General features: G+C 72.0%; 17 protein-coding genes and 1 pseudogene. 5 read left to right on the top strand and 13 right to left on the bottom strand.

Going from position 1 to position 19,600, the window contains the following annotated elements; genetic code table 11:
- Nucleotides 1-45: 45 nt before the first annotated feature.
- The 4 genes from JNW98_RS00715 to JNW98_RS00705 form a co-directional block, all read right to left on the bottom strand.
- Nucleotides 46-1,611 (bottom strand): recombinase family protein, encoded by a 1,566-nt coding sequence (locus JNW98_RS00715; RefSeq protein ID WP_223766063.1) that lies wholly within the window; start codon nt 1,609-1,611, stop codon nt 46-48.
- 57 nt (nt 1,612-1,668) lie between these two features.
- Nucleotides 1,669-1,794 carry a hypothetical protein gene (locus JNW98_RS36005; RefSeq protein WP_263420252.1) on the bottom strand — a complete coding sequence of 42 codons (126 nt, stop codon included), beginning with the start codon at nt 1,792-1,794 and terminating at the stop codon, nt 1,669-1,671.
- Between the two features lie 83 nt (nt 1,795-1,877).
- Nucleotides 1,878-2,543: a hypothetical protein gene (locus JNW98_RS00710; RefSeq protein ID WP_223766062.1), complete on the bottom strand. Its 666-nt coding sequence runs from the start codon at nt 2,541-2,543 to the stop codon at nt 1,878-1,880.
- A gap of 81 nt (nt 2,544-2,624) precedes the next feature.
- Complete coding sequence (locus JNW98_RS00705) at nt 2,625-3,404, bottom strand: carbon-nitrogen family hydrolase (protein ID WP_223766061.1); 780 nt, start codon at nt 3,402-3,404, stop codon at nt 2,625-2,627.
- A 130-nt stretch (nt 3,405-3,534) separates the two neighbouring features.
- On the opposite strand from JNW98_RS00705, the gene JNW98_RS00700 reads away from it, so the two are divergent.
- Nucleotides 3,535-4,365 carry a maleylpyruvate isomerase family mycothiol-dependent enzyme gene (locus JNW98_RS00700; protein ID WP_223766060.1) on the top strand — a complete coding sequence of 277 codons (831 nt, stop codon included), beginning with the start codon at nt 3,535-3,537 and terminating at the stop codon, nt 4,363-4,365.
- A 136-nt stretch (nt 4,366-4,501) separates the two neighbouring features.
- Here JNW98_RS00700 and JNW98_RS00695 read toward each other — a convergent pair whose 3' ends face one another.
- The 6 genes from JNW98_RS00695 to pdhA form a co-directional block, all read right to left on the bottom strand.
- Nucleotides 4,502-5,803 carry an MFS transporter gene (locus tag JNW98_RS00695; protein WP_223766059.1) on the bottom strand — a complete coding sequence of 434 codons (1,302 nt, stop codon included), beginning with the start codon at nt 5,801-5,803 and terminating at the stop codon, nt 4,502-4,504.
- Entirely contained in the window at nt 5,800-6,486 is a 687-nt protein-coding gene (locus JNW98_RS00690) for a GntR family transcriptional regulator (protein ID WP_223766058.1), read from the bottom strand. The genes JNW98_RS00695 and JNW98_RS00690 overlap by 4 nt, the downstream gene beginning before the upstream one ends.
- Nucleotides 6,487-6,625: 139 nt before the next feature.
- Nucleotides 6,626-7,486: a helix-turn-helix transcriptional regulator gene (locus JNW98_RS00685; RefSeq protein WP_223766057.1), complete on the bottom strand. Its 861-nt coding sequence runs from the start codon at nt 7,484-7,486 to the stop codon at nt 6,626-6,628.
- Nucleotides 7,487-7,699: 213 nt separating this feature from the next.
- Nucleotides 7,700-9,211: a dihydrolipoamide acetyltransferase family protein gene (locus JNW98_RS00680; RefSeq protein WP_223766056.1), complete on the bottom strand. Its 1,512-nt coding sequence runs from the start codon at nt 9,209-9,211 to the stop codon at nt 7,700-7,702.
- A gap of 21 nt (nt 9,212-9,232) precedes the next feature.
- On the bottom strand, nt 9,233-10,213 hold the full coding sequence (locus JNW98_RS00675; RefSeq protein WP_223766055.1) for an alpha-ketoacid dehydrogenase subunit beta: 981 nt from the start codon (nt 10,211-10,213) through the stop codon (nt 9,233-9,235).
- Nucleotides 10,213-11,364: a pyruvate dehydrogenase (acetyl-transferring) E1 component subunit alpha gene (gene pdhA / locus JNW98_RS00670; RefSeq protein WP_223766054.1), complete on the bottom strand. Its 1,152-nt coding sequence runs from the start codon at nt 11,362-11,364 to the stop codon at nt 10,213-10,215. The genes JNW98_RS00675 and pdhA overlap by 1 nt, the downstream gene beginning before the upstream one ends.
- A 370-nt stretch (nt 11,365-11,734) precedes the next feature.
- Between pdhA and JNW98_RS00665 the strand changes: the two genes are divergently transcribed.
- From JNW98_RS00665 to JNW98_RS00655, 3 genes are all read left to right on the top strand, one after another.
- Complete coding sequence (locus JNW98_RS00665; protein ID WP_308015429.1) at nt 11,735-12,394, top strand: response regulator; 660 nt, start codon at nt 11,735-11,737, stop codon at nt 12,392-12,394.
- 124 nt (nt 12,395-12,518) lie between these two features.
- Nucleotides 12,519-12,974, top strand: coding sequence for a pyridoxamine 5'-phosphate oxidase family protein (locus JNW98_RS00660; RefSeq protein ID WP_223766052.1), 456 nt, complete (start codon nt 12,519-12,521; stop codon nt 12,972-12,974).
- Nucleotides 12,975-12,989: 15 nt separating this feature from the next.
- A complete protein-coding gene (locus JNW98_RS00655) occupies nt 12,990-14,378 on the top strand; it encodes a phosphotransferase (RefSeq protein WP_223766051.1) in 1,389 nt (462 codons plus the stop codon).
- Nucleotides 14,379-14,450: 72 nt separating this feature from the next.
- On the opposite strand, the gene JNW98_RS00650 is transcribed toward JNW98_RS00655, so the two are convergent.
- Nucleotides 14,451-16,142 carry a protein kinase domain-containing protein gene (locus JNW98_RS00650; protein WP_223766050.1) on the bottom strand — a complete coding sequence of 564 codons (1,692 nt, stop codon included), beginning with the start codon at nt 16,140-16,142 and terminating at the stop codon, nt 14,451-14,453.
- Nucleotides 16,143-16,513: 371 nt separating this feature from the next.
- Here JNW98_RS00650 and JNW98_RS00645 point away from each other — a divergent pair, with 371 nt between their 5' ends.
- Nucleotides 16,514-18,241 carry a protein kinase domain-containing protein gene (locus tag JNW98_RS00645; RefSeq protein ID WP_223766049.1) on the top strand — a complete coding sequence of 576 codons (1,728 nt, stop codon included), beginning with the start codon at nt 16,514-16,516 and terminating at the stop codon, nt 18,239-18,241.
- A gap of 114 nt (nt 18,242-18,355) precedes the next feature.
- On the opposite strand, the gene JNW98_RS00640 is transcribed toward JNW98_RS00645, so the two are convergent.
- Complete coding sequence (locus JNW98_RS00640; protein WP_308015427.1) at nt 18,356-18,916, bottom strand: bacterial proteasome activator family protein; 561 nt, start codon at nt 18,914-18,916, stop codon at nt 18,356-18,358.
- Nucleotides 18,917-19,050: 134 nt separating this feature from the next.
- Nucleotides 19,051-19,600 (bottom strand): annotated as a pseudogene (locus JNW98_RS00635) (hypothetical protein); the annotation flags it as partial.

Here is a 19,600-nt window from a genome sequence, read left to right as displayed (position 1 = left end):
ATAGAGACTCAGAACATCTCTTAAAGGGGTAATGGGCTTCGACCGTCATTCCGTCACTTCGTCACCCGTGGATTCCACCCCAGCCTCGCTTCTGGTCGCCCAGACGATCCGGCAGCGCTCGTCACCGTTGAACCTCACGCCCACCTTGCCTCGCTGGACTTCCACGCGATCGATTGCGAGGCCGAGGCGTTCACGCCTTCCGGCTGCGTCGTCGGCCTCCCAGGCTTCACGCAGCAGGTTCGCATCCAGGAGCGGAGAGATGTCCACGGAAGGAGTCGGCATCCGCAGCAGGTCCGCGCGCAGCCCCTCGATCCGGGTACGAAGTCGTCCGGCGAGCCGGTTGTACCGGTCGATCGCGTCTTCGCCGGTGAACTCGCCACGGACGTACCTGGCCTCCTCCAGGTCCGCCAGACGGGCCCCCTCGTCCGCGATCTCCGCCTCGATCGCGTCCCGCTTCGCGAAAACCTCCGGGTCCTCCCTCTGTACCCAGCGATCGGCGATCACGGCGAGCAGCGGGTCCTGAGGCTCCAGGGACGGCAGGCGTGAGAGGAACGCCCGAGTCACGTAGTCGTCAATGCTCTCCACACGGGCCGAGACACCGGAGCATCCCCGCCCCATGCGGTGGCTGGAGCACTGGTACGACGTGCCGGCCTTGCTCATCCGGGCCCCGCAGAGCCCACAACGTGCTATTCCGGTGAGCAGCGACTTCCCCTGCTTGTGACCGTGCCGCTTCCCCGCCAGAGGAAACGTGCGCGCTTCGAGTTGGCGGAGGATGAGCTCACGCTCCCCGACCGTGATGATCCCCTCACCGATGCTCACGGTCTCCAGCGTCTCCGGGTCTCGGTAGGGAGAGACCCGGTTCATGTACTTGCGTGTCCCGTCCGGCTGCTCCTCGCACTCGGTCTGCGGCATGAGACCGGCGAAGGCCGGTGAACGAAGGAGTTGCATGACGCTGGACGAGTTCCACTCGCCCCCACGGGCGGACTCCACCCCGTGCTCGTTCAGCAGCCGGGCGATGTGGACGAGGGCCTTCCCGGACAGCGCCTCGTCGGCGATCAGGCGGGCGTAGACGGCGGTCTCGGGGTCGTGGACGAGCTTCTTCGCCTCCGGGTCCACCAGCAGCCCGTAAGGCGGCTGTCCGCCGATCCACTGGCCCCGCTGGCGCAAGTACCGCTTTGCGTTGCCGACGCGCATCCCAAGGTTGCGGGACTCATTGCGCGCCAGTTCCGCCAGCATCGCGATGGTGACCCGGGCGCTGTCGTTCTTCGTGTCGAGGCCGTCCATGACGGAGACCAGGCGTCCGCCGACTCGGCCTATGTCGTCCAGCGCCTTGCCGACCTCGCCGATGCCCTTGCGGGACAGGCGGTCGAGCTTCCAGACGATCAGAACGCCCACGACGCCGGCCGTGGCTGCTGTGATCGCCGCATCGAATCCCTTGCGGCTGACGTTCTTGTAACCGGAACGTCCACGGTCGATGTGGACCTTGCGGACGGTCAGTCCGTTGCGCTCCGCCCATGCGCGGCAGTCGGCTTCCTGGCGGTCGATCGCGGTCTTGCCCTCCCGGTCCAGGGACAGGCGCAAGTACAGGTCAGCAGTGGTGTGTTGGTGCACGCGCCCAACGCTAGCGAGGAGTGCTCACATTGGTTCATGAAATCCACAAGTCGGGGATCACGATCCGGCCGCGCAGCGCGGCCAGGGAGAGCTCCTCGCCCCCGCGTTCAGCCAGCCGCCCTCGCCGACGAGCTCGGGGGCGCGGACACGGGGGCGGCGGGGGGCGGGCGAAGCGGCGTTCATGACACCAGGGTGCCATCCGCCGGTGAACGCGGTGTCACGCCCGTAAGAAACCCGCTGCTCAGCGGTGGCCGCCGCCCCTGGTGTCAGGAGCGCTTGAGCACGGGGAGGGTCGCCCTGGCGTCCTCTACGAGGGCGTCCGCCACCTTGTCCGCGTCTCCCTTTCCGGCGGAGGAGGTCACTTTCGCGACGTACACGGCCCCGCCGTCCAGGACGCTGAGGGTGGTGAAGCGGGCGTACTCCATGTCCGTCCGGACGAGGTAGGCCCGCTCCCCGAGGCCGGAGACCTTCTTGACCGTGGTCTTGCTCTTCGGGAGGTAGTCGGCGCCCTCCGCCTCGGCGACGAACGCGGGTCCCGGGTCGGCCTTCCGGTGGAGGCTGAGGCTGGTGTTGAGCATCATGCCGCCGGCCCCGTCCGGCCCCTTGCCCTCCAGATCCCGGTGGCATTCGGCGCGGTCCATGTTCGCGTGCCGGAGCACGGACGACTCGGGGCTCTTGAGGGTGTAGAGGCGTTCGAGCGCCTTGGTGGTCTCCTGCTCGCAGAGGTTCGCGCCGGCACGGTAGCCGCTCGGGCCGGGCGCGCCGCCGCTCCCGCCGCTCCCGCCGGTCAGGGCCAGGGCGGCGCCCCACACGACCGAGGCGGCCACCGCGCCGGCGACCGCCGGAATCCAGGGACGCCGCCGCGCCGGGGGAAGGGGAGGAGGTGTCGCGAGGGACGGCTCGGTCGGGGCGTACGGCTGCTGGTCGTTCATGGGTCTGAACGTACACGGTCACACATTCCGCTGACCGGAACGTCTGCTTCCGGGGCGGGAGTTGGCGGGTGTGCCGGGCTCTCAGCGGCCGAGCACCCGGTTCCGCAGCGCCGGGAACTCCTCGCGCGTCGTCGCCACCCGGTCCATGTCCAGGTCGGCGGTGAGCACCTCCTCGTCCGGCCCGGCCTCGGCCAGGACCTCGCCCCAGGGGTCGATCACCAGGCTGTGGCCCGCCTGGGCCACGCCCGCGTGCGTTCCCGCCGTGCCGCAGGCCAGGACGTACGCCTGGTCCTCGACGGCCCGGGCGCGGGCCAGCAGCGTCCAGTGAGCGCGGCGGCGCTCGGGCCAGCCGGCCGGGACGACGAGGGTCTGGGCGCCGGCGTCGACCAGGGCCCGGAAGAGTTCGGGGAAGCGGAGGTCGTAGCAGGTGGCGAGGCCGAGCACGGTCTCCGGGAGCGGGGCGGTGACGATGTCGTGGCCCGCGCCGAGCAGGACGGCCTCGCCCCGGTCGAAGCCGAAGAGGTGGATCTTGCGGTAGGTGCGGGCGAGCGTGCCGTCGGGGGTGAAGAGGAGGGAGGTGTTGAACAGGGCGCCGTCCGCGGACCGTTCGACGATCGAGCCGGCGTGCAGCCAGACCCCGGCGTCCCGCGCGGCGGCCGACATCGCCGCCGCCGTGGGGCCGTTCAGCGGTTCGGAGCCGGTGGCGAAGGAGTCGAAGGCGAAGGCGCCGACCGTCCAGAGCTCGGGGAGGACCACCAGGTCACGGCCGTGCTGGGCGCGGACGAGGTCCGCCGCGCGCTGCCGCCGGGCGTCCGTTGTCTCCGTCGGGTCCACGGCGAGCTGGATCAGGGAGACGCGCACAGTACCACCACTCTCGGCCCGGGAAACCTCTGCCGTGCTGCCCGTGCGCAGCGTAACTTAACTGCTGAGACCCAGACAGCACTTGCCCCGTAACCATGCCGCCGAACGCACGCACCGCACGAGGGATCACGTGACCGTCCACCCCAGTCTGCAGCCCGCCATCGACGCCTGGACCCATTCCATCGAAGCGATCAACGAGTTGGTGAAACCGCTCGCCGAGGGCGACTGGAACCGGCCCACGGAGTGCCCGGGGTGGTCGGTGCGGGACGTCGTCTCGCACGTCATCGGGGTGGAGAGCGAGATGCTGGGCGAGCCCCGGCCGATCCACACGCTCCCCCGGGACCTGTTCCACGTCACCGACGAGTTCTCGCGGTACGTGGAGGTGCAGGTCGACGTGCGGCGCTGCCACACGGCGCTGGAGATGACGTCCGAGCTGGAGTTGACGATCATCCGGCGGTCGCGGCAGCTGCGGAACGAGACGCGCTCGCCGCTCGCGCCGGTGCGCTGGCCGCTGGGCGCGGGACCGGAGCGGACGCTCGAACAGCAGCTGAACATCCGGGCGTTCGACGTGTGGGTGCACGAGCAGGACCTGCGGCGGGCGCTGGGCGTGCCGGGCAACCTGGACGCGCCGGGCGCCCTGGTCGCGCGTGACCTGCTGCTGTCCGGACTGCCGAAGGTGGTGGCCAAGGACGCGGGGGCGCCGCCCGGCAGCGCGGTGGTGGTGGACGTGCACGGGCCGGTGGAGTTCCTGCGGACCGTCCGCGTCGACGCGGCGGGGCGGGGCACGCTCGACTCCAGTGTGTCGCTCGGCCCCGCCGTGACGCTCGCCATGGACTGGGAGACGTACCTCCGGCTGGCCTGCGGGCGGGTGCGGCCGGAGGGGGTGGCGGACCGGGTGACGGCGGAGGGCGATCCGCGGCTGGCGGAGGCGATCCTGCGGGGGTTCGCGGTGACGCCGTAGGGGGGACGCCGTAGGGGGGGGACGCCGTAGGGGGAACGCCCTAATGGGGACGCCCTAATGGGGACGCCCTAATGGGGACGCCCTAATGGGGACGCCCTAGGGGGAACGCCGTAGGGGGCCGTACAAGGCCCGCCCGTCACACCGGTACGTGCACCGTCTCCACCCGCGACGCCACCACCCGTTCCCGCTCCCGCCGCCGGGCCCGTTCGCGCAGCCGCAGGATCTGGGCCAGGCCCACCGCCTGGACGACGAAGAAGGCGGCGAAGGCGGCCCGGTAGTCGTCCCCGGTCGCGTCGAGGACGACGCCGATGGCCAGCAGCGTGGTGATGGACGCGGTGAAGCCGCCCATGTTGACGATGCCGGACGCCGTGCCCTGCCGCGCCGGCGGGTTGGCCGGCCGGGCGAAGTCGAAGCCGATCATGGAGGCCGGGCCGCAGGCGCCGAGCACCGCGCACAGGGTGATCAGCAACCACATCGGGGCGTGCGTCCCCGGCCAGGCCAGGGTGGCCGCCCAGAGGAGCGCGGTCGCGCCGATCGTGCCGAGGGCGAGCGGCAGCCGGGCGGCGTGGTGCCGGGCGACGATCTGGCCGTACACCAGGCCGACGGCCATGTTCACCAGGACGACGAGGGTGAGCAGCCGGCCCGCGGTCTCCCGGCTCAGCCCCTCGGCCTCGACGAGGAACGGCATGCCCCACAGCAGCAGGAAGACGATGGCCGGGAACTGGGTGGTGAAGTGCACCCACATGCCCAGCCGGGTGCCGGGCTCCCGCCAGGCGCGGGTGATCTGCTGCCGGACGTAGCCGGCGCCGGGGTGCGGGGCGGGCTCCGGCTCGTACCCCTCCGGGTGGTCCCGGAGGAAGACCAGGAGCAGGACGAGGACGACGACGCCGGCCGCCGCGCTGCCCCCGAACGTCGAGGTCCAGCCGCGGGAGTGCAGCAGCGGGGCGAGGACGAGGGTCGAGACGAGGTTGCCTGCCATTCCGAACAGCGCCGCCACCTGGGCGACCATCGGCCCGTGCCGGGCGGGGAACCAGCGGGCGCCGAGCCGCAGGACGCTGATGAACGTCATCGCGTCGCCGCAGCCGAGGAGGGCGCGGGCGGCCAGGGCCGTCCCGTAGGAGTGGGAGAGCGCGAAGCCCAGCTGCCCGGCGGTGAACAGGACGGTGCCGAGGGCGAGCACCTTCTTGGTGCCCATGCGGTCGACCAGCAGGCCGACGGGTATCTGCATGCCCGCGTAGACGAGCAACTGGAGTATGGAGAACGTCGACAGGGCCGAGGCGTTGACGTGGAACCGCTCGGCCGCGTCGATCCCGGCCACGCCGAGGCTGGTCCGGAAGACGATGGCGACGAAGTAGACGCCGACCCCGACCGCCCAGACCGCCGCCGCCCGCCGGCCGCCCGGCGGGTCCCCGGGCAGGCCCTGACAGGGGGCGGTCATCGCTCGTTCCCCTGGGCGAGCGTGCGCACCCAGCCGACGTGCCGGTCGACGACGGCGACGGCCGCGGGCGCGTCCCCGGCCCGGAGGGCCTCCAGGATCTCGGCGTGCTCGGCGATGTTCTTGGCGATGCGGTCCGGGTGGGCGTGCATCGCGGCGACGCCCATCCGCAGCTGGCGGTCGCGCAGCTGGTCGTAGAGGCGGGACAGGATCTGGTTCCCGGCGCTGCGGACGATCTCCGCGTGGAAGGCGCGGTCGCTGACCGAGACGGCGGCGAGGTCGCCCTCGGCGGCCTGCCGACGCATGTCCGCGAGCAGTTCCTCCAACCGGGTGATGAGGGCCGGCGGGGCGGGTACGGCCTTGGCCGCCGCGTGCTTCTCCACCAGCAGCCGGGTCTCCACCACATCCGCGATCTCCTGTGCGGACACGGCCAGCACGAGCGCCCCCTTCTTCGGGTAGAGCTTGAGCAGTCCCTCACCCTCCAGGCGCAGCAGCGCCTCGCGGACGGGTGTCCTGGAGACCCCTACGGCCTCCGCCAGCCCGCCCTCCGTGAGCAGCGTCCCGCCGGCGTACCGCCGGTGCAGGACGCCGTCCTTGACGTGTGCGTAGACGCGGTCGGCCGCGGCGGGCCGGCCGGCGGGTGCCTTGGCGGGTGACAGGGAGGGGGGAGAGGGGGTGGCAGGCATGCACACAGCATAGATACAAGACAGATGCTTGATGAGGGGCTGTCCGCGATCCGGACGGGTCGTGGTACGGACCGCGGCGGGGCCGGTCCGCACCGGTGCGGCGGACGCGGGTGGACGCCGGCGGGCGGGGGCACCGCGCTCAGTCGGCCAGCGGGGTGATGAAGACGAAGCGCAGGTCGGGGCGTTGTATCGGCAGCAGGACATGACTCGTCACCCGGATCTCGGCGTAGCCGTGGTACGGCAGCCGCAGCCGGAAGACGTGGCCGTCGCGGTGCTCGACGACGTCGTGCTCCTCGGCCCAGATGCGGCGGCAGTCCGCGTCGGAGTCCAGCACCTCGCGGACCAGGGCCCGCAGCCCGGCGTCGGCCGGGTTGCTGTTGGCGGCTACGCGGAGCATGGCCAGGTAGGCGCGGGCGCAGCTGTTCCCCCAGTCGAGCATCTGCTCGCGGGCCTCGGGGTGCAACAGGGCCCACCGCATCAGGTTGGCCCCCGGGCGGAGCACCCAGGGGAACCACTCGCCCATCAGGCGGTTGGAGGCGACGACGTTCCAGGCGTTGTCGGAGAGGTAGGCGGGGTACGTCGTCTGCTGGACGAGCAGGTCCTTGACGCCCTGGGGGAGCTCGCCGGCCGGGCACGGGGAGCCGGGCGGGCGGCGGCCGCAGACGGCGAGGAAGAGGGTCAGCGTCTCGGCCTCGCTCAGCCGCAGCGCGGCGGCGACCCGGAGCAGGAAGCTCTCGGAGAAGTCCTGGCGGCGGCCGGCCTCCAGGGCGCGGTACCAGCCCTCGCTGACGCCGGTGAGCCGGGCGACGTGGCGCTGCGACAGCAGCCGGCCCGGCCGGGGGTGGACGCCGCGCAGCTCGGGGACGGTCCGCGCGTCGACCCGGGCCCGCCAGGCCCGGAGCAGACGGCTGATGGACTCGCCGTCCTCCGCCGGGTCCGGTATCCCGCCGTTCGACGTCCCCCCGTTCGACATCCCCCCGCCCGCACTCGCACCCGCCACGGGGAGCCTCCCATTCCGACACTGCAAGTGTCGGTCAATCTTAAGTAAATTGCCCCACACGGGCCATTCCACCCTGCCAATGGAATGGCTCGAGGCCGCTCTGCCATGAAAACGGAGGGCCCGGACGCCGCTCGCTCCTCACCGGAGGGGGGTGAGGAGTGGGCGCGTCCGGGCCCTTTTGGCCGTTCCGGCCATTCAGTGGGCCGTTCGCCGTCAGCCCCAGGTGAGCAGCCGCTTCGGGTGTTCCAGGACGGCCGCGATGTCGGCCAGCACCCGCGACCCGAGCTCCCCGTCCACCAGGCGGTGGTCGAAGGAGAGCGCCAGCGTGGTGACGTGCCGGGGTTTGACCTTGCCCTTGTGCACCCACGGCTGGAGCTTGATCGCGCCGAAGGCCAGGATCGCCGACTCGCCCGGGTTGAGGATGGGCGTCCCGGTGTCCACGCCGAACACGCCGACGTTGGTGATCGTGACCGTGCCGCCGGACATCTCCGCCGGGCTGGTCTTCCCCTCGCGCGCCGTGCTCACCAGGTCGGAGAGCGCCCGCGACAGCTCGGGGAGCGTCTTGGCCTGCGCCTCCTTGATGTTGGGCACGATCAGCCCGCGCGGCGTCGCCGCGGCGATGCCCAGGTTGACGTAGTCCTTGCGGACGATCTCCTGGTTCTCCTCGTCCCAGGAGGCGTTGATGTCCGGGTTCCGCCGGATGGCCACCAGGAACGCCTTGGCCACCAGCAGCAGCGGGTTGACCCGCAGCCCGGCCATGTCGGGGTCGTCCTTCAACCGCTGGACGAGCTTCATCGTGCGGGTGACGTCGACGGTGACGAACTCCGTGACGTGCGGCGCGGTGAAGGCGCTGGCCACCATGGCCTGGGCGGTGGCCTTGCGGACGCCCTTGACCGGGATGCGCGTCTCCCGGGCGGCCCACGCGCCGGCGGGGGCCGGGGCCGCGGCGGTGGGAGCCTCGGCCGGGACCGCCGCCGGGGCCACGCTCGCCTGGTGGGCGGCGTGCACGTCCTCGCGGGTCACCACGCCGTCGGGGCCGGTCGGGCTGACGGCCGCCAGGTCGATGCCGAGGTCCTTGGCCAGCTTGCGGACGGGCGGCTTGGCCAGCGGACGGGCGCTCCCCGCGGCGGCGGGGGCGCCGGTCACCGGAGGGGCCGGAGGAGTTATGGGTGCGGCGGGGGCGGCGGGGGCCGCCGGGGCCACGGCGGGGGCCGCGTGCCCGTTCAGCTCCGCCTGGACCGCCGCGCCGACCGTCGACGCCTCCGGACGGGCCTTGCGCGGCCGCCGCTTGGTGGACGACGGCGCGGCGCCGTAGCCCACGAGGACGGCCTGCCGGCCCTGTCCCTGGCCCTCGCCCTCCGGCGCGGCCGCCGTCTCGGCGTGCGCGGCGGGCTCGGCCGGGGCACCGGCGGCGGTCGGGTCGATCACGTCGCCGGTCGCGGTGGCGGGCCCCTCACCGGGCCGGGTGTCGACCGAGATGATCGCGGTGCCGACGTCGACCGTCACGCCCTCCTCGAAGCGCAGCTCGTGCACCACGCCGTCGAAGGGGATGGGCAGTTCGACGGCGGCCTTGGCGGTCTCGACCTCGCAGACCACCTGGCCGTCGGAGACGGTGTCCCCTACGGCCACGTACCACTTGAGGATCTCGGCCTCGGTGAGACCCTCGCCCACGTCGGGCATCTTGAACTCGCGGAAGCGCTGGTCGCTCGCTGTGCTCGCAGTCATCGTCACGACTCTCCTCAGCCCTCAGTACGCAAGCGCGCGGTCTACGGCGTCGAGCACCCGGTCCAGTCCCGGAAGGTACTCGTCCTCCAGCCGCGACGGGGGGTAGGGGGCGTGGTAGCCGCCGACCCGCAGGACGGGGGCCTCCAGGTGGTAGAAGCAGCGCTCGGTGATCCGGGCCGCGATCTCGGCGCCGGAGCCGAAGAAGACCGGGGCCTCGTGGACGACGACGAGTCGGCGGGTGCGCTCCACGGACGCCTGGATGGCGTCGAAGTCGATCGGGGAGAGCGACCGCAGGTCGAGCACCTCCAGGTTCCTGCCCTCCTCGGCGGCGGCCGCGGCCGCCTCCAGACAGGTCTTGACCATCGGCCCGTAGGCGGCCAGCGTCAGGTCCGTGCCGGGGCGCACCGTACGGGCGGTGTGCAGCGGGCCGGGGATCGCCTCGGTGTCGAGCTCGGAGCGGTCGTGGTAGCGGCGCTTGGGCTCGAAGTAGATCACCGGGTCGTCGCTCTGGATGGCCTGCTGGAGCATCCAGTACGCGTCGGACGCGTTCGACGGCGACACGATCTTCAGACCGGCGACGTGGGCGAACAGCGACTCGGGGGACTCGCTGTGGTGCTCGACGGCCCCGATGGCGCCCCCGTAGGGGATGCGTACGACGACCGGCAGCTTGATCTTGCCGAGCGCGCGGGCGTGCATCTTGGCGAGCTGGGTGACGATCTGGTCGTACGCGGGGAACACGAACCCGTCGAACTGGATCTCCACGACCGGCCGGTAGCCGCGCAGGGCCAGGCCGATGGCGGTGCCGACGATGCCGGACTCGGCGAGCGGGGTGTCGATGACCCGGTCCTCGCCGAAGTCCTTCTGGAGGCCGTCGGTGACGCGGAAGACGCCGCCGAGCTTGCCCACGTCCTCGCCCATGACGATGACCTTGGGGTCGTTCTCCAGGGCGGTGCGCAGGGAGGCGTTGATCGCCTTGACGATGGAGAGCTTCTCGGTGGCCATTACTTGCTCTCCTCGTCGGCGAACGAAGCCTGGTAGGCGATGAATTGTTCGCGTTCCTCGTCGACCAGCGCGTGGCCGTCCGCGTAGATGTTCTCGAAGATGGCCGTGCTCTCCGGGTCGGGCATGGCGCGCACGGTCTCGCGGACGCGCTTGGCCAGCGCGTCGCTCTCCGTCTCCAGGGCGGCGAAGAACTCCTCGTCGGCGATGCCCTCGCGCTCCAGGTGGCGGCGGAGGCGCAGGATCGGGTCCTTGGCCTCCCACAGCTCCCGCTCCTCGTCGCGGCGGTAGCGGGTGGGGTCGTCGGAGGTGGTGTGGGCGCCCATCCGGTAGGTGAACGCCTCGACGAAGGTGGGGCCCTCGCCGGTGCGGGCGCGCTCCAGCGCGGCCCGGGTGACGGCGAGGCAGGCCAGGACGTCGTTGCCGTCGACGCGGACGCCGGGGAAGCCGTAGCCCTGGGCGCGGCGGTAGAGGGGCACGCGGGTCTGCTTCTCGGTGGGCTCGGAGATGGCCCACTGGTTGTTCTGGCAGAAGAAGACCACGGGGGCGTTGTAGACGGCGGCGAAGGTGAAGGCCTCGGCCACGTCGCCCTGGCTGGTCGCGCCGTCGCCGAAGTAGGCGATGACGGCGGAGTCGGCGCCGTCCTTGGTGATGCCCATGGCGTAACCGGTGGCGTGCAGCGCCTGCGAGCCGATGACGATCGTGTAGAGGTGGAAGTTGTTCTCGTTGGGGTCCCAGCCGCCGTTGTTGACGCCGCGGAACATCCCCAGGAGGTTGGTCGGGTCCACGCCCCGGCACCAGGCGACACCGTGCTCGCGGTAGGTCGGGAAGACGTAGTCGTCGTCGCGGGTGGCCCGGCCGGAGCCGATCTGGGCGGCCTCCTGGCCCAGCAGGGAGGCCCACAGGCCCAGTTCACCCTGGCGCTGGAGGGTGGTCGCCTCGCCGTCGAAGCGGCGGGTCAGCACCATGTCGCGGTACAGGCCGCGCAGTTCCTCGGGCGTCACGTCGATGGCGTAGTCCGGGTGCTCGACCCGCTCGCCCTCGGGCGTCAGCAGCTGTACGAGCTCGGGCTCGCCCGCCCCGGCGGCCGGCTTCTTCGCTCCGGCGCGTTTGCCGCCCCGCGGCTTGCGCGCGGCGGTGCTGTCCACGGTCACGTGTGCTCCTCCGTCTGTCCGGCCCCCGGGGTCGCCGGTTGCCGTAGGGGGTCCCCCCGCCGTGGGGCTGGGGGATGCTCGCCCGCTTCCCGACGGCACACGGGGTGGGTGTGCCGAGGCCGAACCGGGCGTGACAGGTGTCCCGCCGAATGGCCTGCAATAAGCACGTTACCCAGTACTCCGCATTCCTGCGAAACCCTCTCTGACCTGCGATTTTGCTTGGATTTCCAAGTAAATCGAGAAAGGGCCGCCAATGCACTGGTCACAGCCTTGCGGGCCGTCCCCGCCGAGGCAGGGTTACCGCCGGAACGACGGCACGTTATCCCGGAGGACAAGAGCAGGGGAAGACTCGATGTGTGAGACTGACACTGTGCGCGAACAAGGAAAAATCACGGTATTTCTGCTCGACGACCACGAAGTCGTGCGGCGCGGCGTTCACGAGATGCTCGCCACGGAGGCCGACATCGAGGTCGTCGGCGAGGCCGGTACCGCCGCGGACGCACTGGTGCGCATTCCCGCCACCCGGCCCGACGTCGCTGTTCTGGACGTTCGGCTTCCGGATGGCAGCGGGGTCGAAGTCTGCCGTGAGATTCGTTCGCTCGATCCGGGAATCAAGTGCCTGATGCTGACGTCGTTCGCGGACGACGAGGCCCTTTTTGACGCGATCATGGCCGGGGCCTCGGGTTATGTACTGAAAGCGATTCGCGGCAATGAGCTGCTGTCCGCCGTGCGGGATGTGGCGGCCGGGAAGTCGCTGCTCGACCCGGTGGCGACGGCCCGGGTGCTGGAGCGGCTGCGCGACGGCAAGAGCCCGCGCGGCGACGACCGGCTGGCCTCGCTGACGGAACAGGAACGGCGGATCCTGGACCTGATCGGGGAGGGGCTGACAAACCGCGTGATCGGCGAGCGGCTGCACCTGGCGGAGAAGACCATCAAGAACTACGTCTCCAGCCTGCTCTCCAAGCTGGGGATGGAACGGCGTTCGCAGGCCGCCGCCTACGTCGCGCGTCTGCAGGCGCAGAAGCACTGAGGGGAGCGGGGGTGGACCCCTGAGGCCCCCGAAGGCCGAGGTGCCCGTTTAGGGACCAACGTCCCGTCCGCGACGGGGCGGGTGGCTCTACGTGCACCGGGCGTGACGGTGCAGAGTAAGGCGCATGCCTGCACCGGTACCGCCGGCCGCCCCGCCGGCCACAGACGAACAGCGAGCGCTCGACCTGCTCGCACGCGCCCCCTACGGGCACCTCTCGGTGACCCTGCGCGCCCTCCCGTTCGTCATCACCACCCGGCACATCGTGTCCGACGGACGGGTGCTGGTGCGGCTGCACGGCGGCTACGGCTACAGCCGGGCATGCGACGGCAGCGTCATCGCCTACAACGCCGACAACTTCGGCGGGCGGGAGGAAGGCGACGAGGACGTCTGGCACGTCCAATTCGTCGGTACCGCACGCCGGTTCACCCCGGGAGCGGCGGAGCTGCTGCGGTTCGGCCCGGCCCCCCGGGTGGCGGACAACGCGCCCTTCCTTCCCGAATACCTGTGCATAGAACCGCAGTTCATCACCCTGCACCACCTCGAAGGCGTACCCGCGCGACAGGCCGCGCACTCGTCGTGAACTAACATTTGGGGCGTGCCGCGCTCACTTGTCCCCCCTGTCGCACCTCCCGACGGCGGCACCCTGCGCACCCTGCTACGCCGCTACCGGCACGCCGGCGAGCCGCTGGCCTGCGAACCGCTCACCGAGGGCCTGCTCAACCACGGCTACCGCCTCTCCACCAGCAGGGGCCACTTCTTCCTCAAGCACCACCTGGACGGCGACCGGGCCGCCATCGCCCGGCAGCACGCCGCCACCCAGCGGCTCGGCGCCCTCGGCCTGCCGGTCGCCCCGCCGGTGGCGGCGGAGGACGGCTCGACCGTGGCCGTCCTCGGCGGCCGCTGCTACGCCCTGCACCCCTGGGTCGAGGGCCGGCACCGCGACGGCGGGGAACTCACCACGGCCCAGTCGCGCGGCCTGGGCGCGCTGCTCGGCACCGTGCACGTGAGCCTGGAGACGGTGATGCGGGAGGTCGCGGGGCCGGCGGAGACGCAGGCGGGAGCGGGGGCCCGGACGCCGGGCGGACGAGTGGCCGGCGCCTCGCGGGCGGGCGCGGGGAGCGGCGCCTTCCGGGGAGCCTCCCGGGAGGCGGAGGCCGGCGCGTTGACGAGCGTGGGCGCGGGCCCCGACCTCGGCACGGAGCCACGTGGCCGCCTGACGGCGACGCGTCCGGGAGCCGCCGGCGTACGCCGTGGGGCCGCCGGACGGCGCTCCACGGGCCCGTGGGGCAGTACGGCGGAGCCGACGGCGCGCTGGAGCCCGGAGAGCGCCCCTGAGGGGCTTCAGGGCGACCTGAGGGGTCCGGAGCGCGCCCCTGACGCCGCTCGTTCCCTCGATGCCCCTGACACGCTGGACGTGGCGGCCGACCCCGAGGACACGTACGCGCTCATCGAGGAGCTGCTGGTCCTGGTCCGCCGCCACCCGCGCGACTCCTTCGACGAACTCGCCGAACACCGCCTCGTCGAACGCCGGGTCCTGCTGGAGCGGCACGCCCACCGCCGCCCGCCCCCGGCCGCGACCCCGGCGCGCGGCTGGGTGCACGGCGACTTCCACCCGCTCAACCTGCTGTACCGGGACGCCGAGCCCGCCGCGATCGTCGACTGGGACCGCCTCGGCGTCCGCCCGCGCGCGGAGGAAGCCGTCCGCGCCGCCGTGATCTTCTTCCTGCGCCCCGACGGCACCCTCGACTTCGCGAAGATACGGCCGTACGCCCGCGCCTACCGGCGCACCACCGGCGCCGGCCCCGAGGAGCTCGCGGCAGCCGTGCACCGCGTGTGGTGGGAGCGCCTCAACGACTTCTGGATGCTCCGCTGGCGCTACCAGCTCGGCGACCACCGCGCCGACCCCGGCTTCCCCGCGTCGGCGGCCCTGGCGGTGTGGTGGACGGGCGCGTACGAGGACGTACGGGACGCGTTCACGGACTGAGGCGAAGAGCCCCCCGGATATGCCCCCGGATACGGGACGAGGCGGGGCCGGAGCCCCGCCTCGTGGCGGCCGTCAGGGGGTCGTGTTGCCCTCTGTGGTGTTACCGGGGTTGTTCGCCGAACCCGGGTTGTTCGCCGTCCCCGGGTTGTTGGTGGTACCCGGGTTGTTGGTCGTCCCCGGGTTGTTCGTCGTGCCCGGGTTGTTGGTCGTGCCAGGGTCGGTGGTCGGGTTGTTGCCGGTGCCCTCGCTGGTGCCCTTGGACGTGGTGCCCTTGCCGTCGTCGGTCGGCTTGGTCGTCGGGTCGTTCGACGGGTCCTTGGACGGCTGCTCGGTGGGCGGGTTCGTGTACCTGTGCCGTGTTCCGCCGGTACCGCTGTAGTTGTCGTTCTCGTCCGAGGTGTCACCCGTCGTGCCGGTCCCGGTGTCGGGCTCGGACGACTTCTCGTCCTTCTTCGGCGTCGCCGACTTCGAGGGGTCGGCACTGGAGGACGACGAGTGGCTCGGCTTCTTGGTGGGGTCGGTGTCCGCGCCCTTGCTGCCCTTGTCCTTGTTCACCGCCGCGTACGCCGCGACAGCGACCACCACCGCCGCCACCAACGCCACGATGGCGATCAGCTTGCCGCGGTTGCTCCCGCCGCCCCGCCCGTGCCCGCCCGGCTCGTAATCGTCGCCGCCCGTCCCGCCCACGCCCTCCGGCAGGATCCGCTGCGGGGAGGTCTGGCCGTGCTGCGGGTGCGGCATGGCGGTGGTCTGGCCCAGCCCGACGCCGCCCATGACCTGGGTGGCCGCGGCGGCGGGCACCTGGCCGGTGTCCCAGGCGCCGGTGTGGCCGCCGGCCTCGTGCAGCATCTGGAGGCTGTACTGGACCAGCGAGCGCATCTCCTCGGCGCTCTGGAACCGGTCGTCCGGGTCCTTGGCCAGGGAGCGCATGACGAGCCCGTCGAGCTCCGGCGGGACGGAGTCCAGCACCTGGGACGGCGGGATCGGGTTGTCCTGGACGTGCTGGTAGACGACCGAGAGCGGCGTCTCCCCGGTGAACGGCGGCCGCAGCGACAGCAGTTCGTACAGCATGCAGCCGGTCGCGTAGAGGTCGGAGCGGGCGTCGACGGTCTTGCCGAGGGCCTGCTCGGGCGACAGGTACTGCGGGGTGCCCATGACCATGCCGGTCTGGGTCATGGTGGAGGCGGCGCCGTGCAGGGCGCGCGCGATGCCGAAGTCCATCACCTTGACGGCACCGTTGTTGGTGATGATGACGTTGGCGGGCTTGATGTCGCGGTGCACGATGCCGTGCTGGTGGCTGTACGCGAGCGCATCCAGCACGCCGGAGACGATGATGAGCGCCTGCTCGGGCGGCGGCGCCTCCGAGGTGAGCAACAGGTCGCGGATGGTGCGGCCTTCAACCAGTTCCATGACGATGTACGGCACGGTCTGGCGGCCGACGATGTCCTCGCCGGAGTCGTAGACGGCCACGACGGCGTGGTGGTTCAGCCCGGCGACGGACTGTGCCTCGCGGGTGAAGCGGGCCTTGGAGACCGGGTCCTCGGCCAGGTCGGCGCGGAGCAGCTTGACGGCCACGGTGCGGCCGAGGCGCACGTCCTCGGCGGCGAAGACCTCGGCCATGCCGCCGCGGCCCAGCCGGTGGGTGAGGCGGTAGCGGCCGTCGCCGACCATGCCGCCATTACCCCACATTTCCGGCACATCGGGCATTCCGCCCCCGTTGGCGTCAGGGTCGGACGGACCCTGGGCGCTCTGCGTCTGTGCCATCAGTCCTCGCCGTCGTGTCTGGCCGCTCGCGGGGGCCAAGCCTTGGGGCAGTGCTCACGCTGCTGAGCCGTACGCGGAGCAATGCAGTCTTCCGATAAGGCACGCTACAGGTTCCGCGACGCGCGCCGGTCGGGGATGGACGGGCAATCAAACCCGCAGCGGGCCGGGCAAGGCAAATTCCGTGACGGCTTGTCGCGCATCCGGTCACGGAACGGGCACGCGGCTTGACGTGCCCCTGGCCTGCGGCACACTTGGCCGGGATACGTGTCCGGCCGGATGGGATCCGGCCGGATCCAACCTATGAGCCGGGCCCGGCCCGGGTGTCGCGTCACCGACCCGACGCCGGTCGGCGCCGAGGGGGAAGCAACACCATGAGCCAGGACGGCGCACAGGGCCGCTACGCGGGACGGGCCGTCGGCGGCGGCCGCTACCAGCTGCGCGACCTGCTCGGCGAGGGCGGCATGGCCTCCGTGCACCTCGCGTACGACTCCGTGCTCGACCGCCAGGTCGCCGTCAAGACCCTCCACACGGAACTCGGCCGGGAGTCGTCCTTCCGCGAGCGGTTCCGCCGCGAGGCCCAGGCCGTGGCCAAGCTCACGCACACCAACATCGTCTCCGTCTTCGACACCGGCGAGGACGACCTCGACGGCACGACGATGCCGTACATCGTCATGGAGTACATCGAGGGCAAACCGCTGCGTTCCGTCCTCGACGAGGACGTGGCACGGTACGGCGCGATGCCCGCCGAGAAGGCGCTGAAGATCACCGCCGACGTGCTGGCCGCGCTCGAGGTCAGCCACGAGATGGGCCTGGTCCACCGGGACATCAAGCCCGGCAACGTGATGATGACCAAGCGTGATGTGGTCAAGGTCATGGACTTCGGCATCGCCCGGGCCATGCAGTCGGGGGTCACCTCGATGACGCAGACGGGCATGGTCGTCGGCACCCCGCAGTACCTCTCCCCCGAGCAGGCGCTGGGCCGCGGCGTGGACGCCCGCTCCGACCTGTATTCGGTCGGCATCATGCTCTTCGAGCTGCTGACCGGCCGGCTGCCCTTCGACGCGGACTCGCCGCTGGCCATCGCGTACGCGCACGTCCAGGAGGAGCCGGTCGCGCCCTCCACGATCAACCGCTCGATCCCGCCGGCGGTGGACGCCCTGGTGGCGCGGGCGCTGAAGAAGAACCCGAACGAGCGCTTCCCCAGCGCCGCCGCCATGCGGGACGAGTGCGCGCGGGTGGCCGGTACGGCGCGGACGGCGGGCTCGCCGGTGATCGCCGGGGACGCGCCGGCACCGGGGAGCGGCGCGGGGGTCTCCTCGGCGGTCTTCCCGCCGGTGGACCAGCAGGCGGTGCCCGGCCCGGGCATGCAGTCCGTCCAGACGCCCTACCAGGCGCCGCATCAGCAGAACCCCTACGGGGGGTACCCCTCGTCCGGCTACCCGACGCCGGCCCCGACCCCCGCTCCCGCCCCGGCCCCGGCGTACCAGACGCCCCCGCCGTACCAGGGCGCCCACACGCCCCCGCCCGGCGGCCTGCACACGCCCTCCGCCCCCGCTTCCGGCGGCGGCAGGAACAACAAGCCGGTCATCATCGGCTCGGCCATCGTCGCCGCGCTGGCGGTCGTCGCCGTGATCGCCGTCGTCGTCCTCAAGAACAACGGCGACGACGAGGAGCCGGCCAAGGCGGACCGGCCCGTCGTCCGGAACTCGCAGTCCGCGGCCCCGGTGGGCGGCACCTCCGGCGGCTCGTCCGGGGGCGGCACCAACGGGTCGGCGAGCGGCGGCACCGGGGGCGGCGTGGGCAACAAGCACGTCGACGGCGACAAGTCGAAGGTCATAGACCCCACGAAGTGCACGCAGGCGCGCCCCAGCTTCCTGGACAAGACGAAGACCAGCATGCCGGAGGTCACCTTCGTCACCGTCGAATCGGTGAAGCAGTGCTTCACGGACGCGGGCTGGAAGTACCGCGAGGACAAGCAGAACGAGAACGTCTTCGGCAAGGGGACGGTCGTGATGCAGAACCCTCAAAAGGGGGATCCCTTCGACCCGAAGACCACCACGATCGTCATCACGGTCTCGACGGGCGACCCGGCGTCCTGACGCCTGATCAGGCAGGCGGCAGGACTCCGGCGTCCTCTTAGGGTTACGGGTTCCCTAGGGGGTGCAGATCCCCTACGGGTTGCAGGTCCCCTACGGGTTACGGGGCCCTACGGGTTACAGGTAGGGGCCCGAGCGTGCCCCCTGCTGCGGGCGGCCGCCTTCGCCCTCGTCGTCGCCGGTGCCGGCCGGGAGGGCGCGGCGCATCTGCTCCAACTGGGCGCGGGCGGCCATCTGCTGGGCGAACAGCGCCGTCTGGATGCCGTGGAAGAGGCCCTCCAGCCAGCCGACCAGCTGGGCCTGGGCGATGCGGAGTTCGGCCTCGGTGGGGATGGTGTCGTCGGTGAACGGGAGCGACAGGCGCTCCAGTTCCTCCACGAGCTCGGGGGCGAGCCCGTCTTCCAGTTCCTTGACGGAGCTGTGGTGGATCTCCTTGAGCCGCACCCGGCTCGCCTCGTCCAGAGGCGCCGCGCGTACTTCCTCCAGCAGCTGCTTGATCATGCTGCCGATGCGCATGACCTTCGCGGGCTGTTCGACCTGCTCCGTCACGGGGACCTCGCGCGACTCGTCGTCACCCGCCCCGCCGCCGGGGCTGGTGCTGCCGAGAGCCATGCCGTCCGGGCCTACGACCAGGATGTGCGGGCTCTCCTGCGACCGTTCGTTCCTCGGCATATCCATGCCGCCATTCTCTCGCACAGATGATTTCCCCCTGGTGATGCCCCCGTACGCGTCTGATCCACCGGGTTGCGCCGGCGCGCTCGCGCCCGGCCTGCGAGCGGGAGGGCAAGCGGGCGGTCGAGCGGGCACGCCCGTCAGCGACGCCGCAGGCGCAGGGCGAGGAAGCCCAGCCCCAGGCCGGTGAGGGTCATGCCGGTGCCCAGGGGCAGGACCCGCATCACGGGCTCCTCGTCTGGTGCGGTCCGGCCGTTGCCGCCGTTGGCTCGGGCGGGCGCGGGCCCTGCGGGACGCTCAGGAACGAGCCGGGCCGGGGTCCAGGCGGGTTCGGGTTCGAGATCGGCGGCCGTGCCGGGGGTCGGGGACCCGTAGGGGCCGGGGGGCCCGTAGGGGTCCGGGTCCGCCCCGTAGGGGTTCTCGGACGGCCCGGGGGCGCGTCCGGGGTGCGGGCGCCCCTGGCCCGCGACGGTCCCCGCCAGGCGGTCGGCGTCGGTGACGGGCGCGTTCCCGGGAGAGGGAGGGGGAGAGGGCGCGGGCGGCGCGAGGGGCGGCGAGAGCGCGGGGGGCACGGGTGAGGCGACGGGCGCAGGTGACGCCGGAGGCTCCGGAGGCGCGAGGGCGACGGGCGGCGGGAGGACCGCCGGCGGGCCCACGAGCGGCGGCCGGCCCACGAGCACCGGCGGGCCC

The organism is Streptomyces huiliensis (genome assembly GCF_020037025.1).
In the GTDB taxonomy this organism is placed as follows: domain Bacteria; phylum Actinomycetota; class Actinomycetes; order Streptomycetales; family Streptomycetaceae; genus Streptomyces; species Streptomyces huiliensis.
The sequence above is the reverse complement of the archived record's forward strand: the minus strand, read 5'-3'. Positions and strand labels throughout refer to the sequence as shown.

What these genes read in the sequence shown, in the direction of transcription:
- JNW98_RS36005 (WP_263420252.1), bottom strand. Translation starts at nt 1,794, where the DNA reads ATGAACGCCGCTTCGCCCGCCCCCCGCCGCCCCCGTGTCCGCGCCCCC.
- JNW98_RS00710 (WP_223766062.1), bottom strand. Translation starts at nt 2,543, where the DNA reads ATGAACGACCAGCAGCCGTACGCCCCGACCGAGCCGTCCCTCGCGACA.
- JNW98_RS00695 (WP_223766059.1), bottom strand. Translation starts at nt 5,803, where the DNA reads ATGACCGCCCCCTGTCAGGGCCTGCCCGGGGACCCGCCGGGCGGCCGG.
- JNW98_RS00690 (WP_223766058.1), bottom strand. Translation starts at nt 6,486, where the DNA reads ATGCCTGCCACCCCCTCTCCCCCCTCCCTGTCACCCGCCAAGGCACCC.
- JNW98_RS00680 (WP_223766056.1), bottom strand. Translation starts at nt 9,211, where the DNA reads ATGACTGCGAGCACAGCGAGCGACCAGCGCTTCCGCGAGTTCAAGATG.
- JNW98_RS00675 (WP_223766055.1), bottom strand. Translation starts at nt 10,213, where the DNA reads ATGGCCACCGAGAAGCTCTCCATCGTCAAGGCGATCAACGCCTCCCTG.
- JNW98_RS00660 (WP_223766052.1), top strand. Translation starts at nt 12,519, where the DNA reads ATGCCTGCACCGGTACCGCCGGCCGCCCCGCCGGCCACAGACGAACAG.
- JNW98_RS00650 (WP_223766050.1), bottom strand. Translation starts at nt 16,142, where the DNA reads ATGGCACAGACGCAGAGCGCCCAGGGTCCGTCCGACCCTGACGCCAAC.
- JNW98_RS00645 (WP_223766049.1), top strand. Translation starts at nt 16,514, where the DNA reads ATGAGCCAGGACGGCGCACAGGGCCGCTACGCGGGACGGGCCGTCGGC.
- JNW98_RS00640 (WP_308015427.1), bottom strand. Translation starts at nt 18,916, where the DNA reads ATGGATATGCCGAGGAACGAACGGTCGCAGGAGAGCCCGCACATCCTG.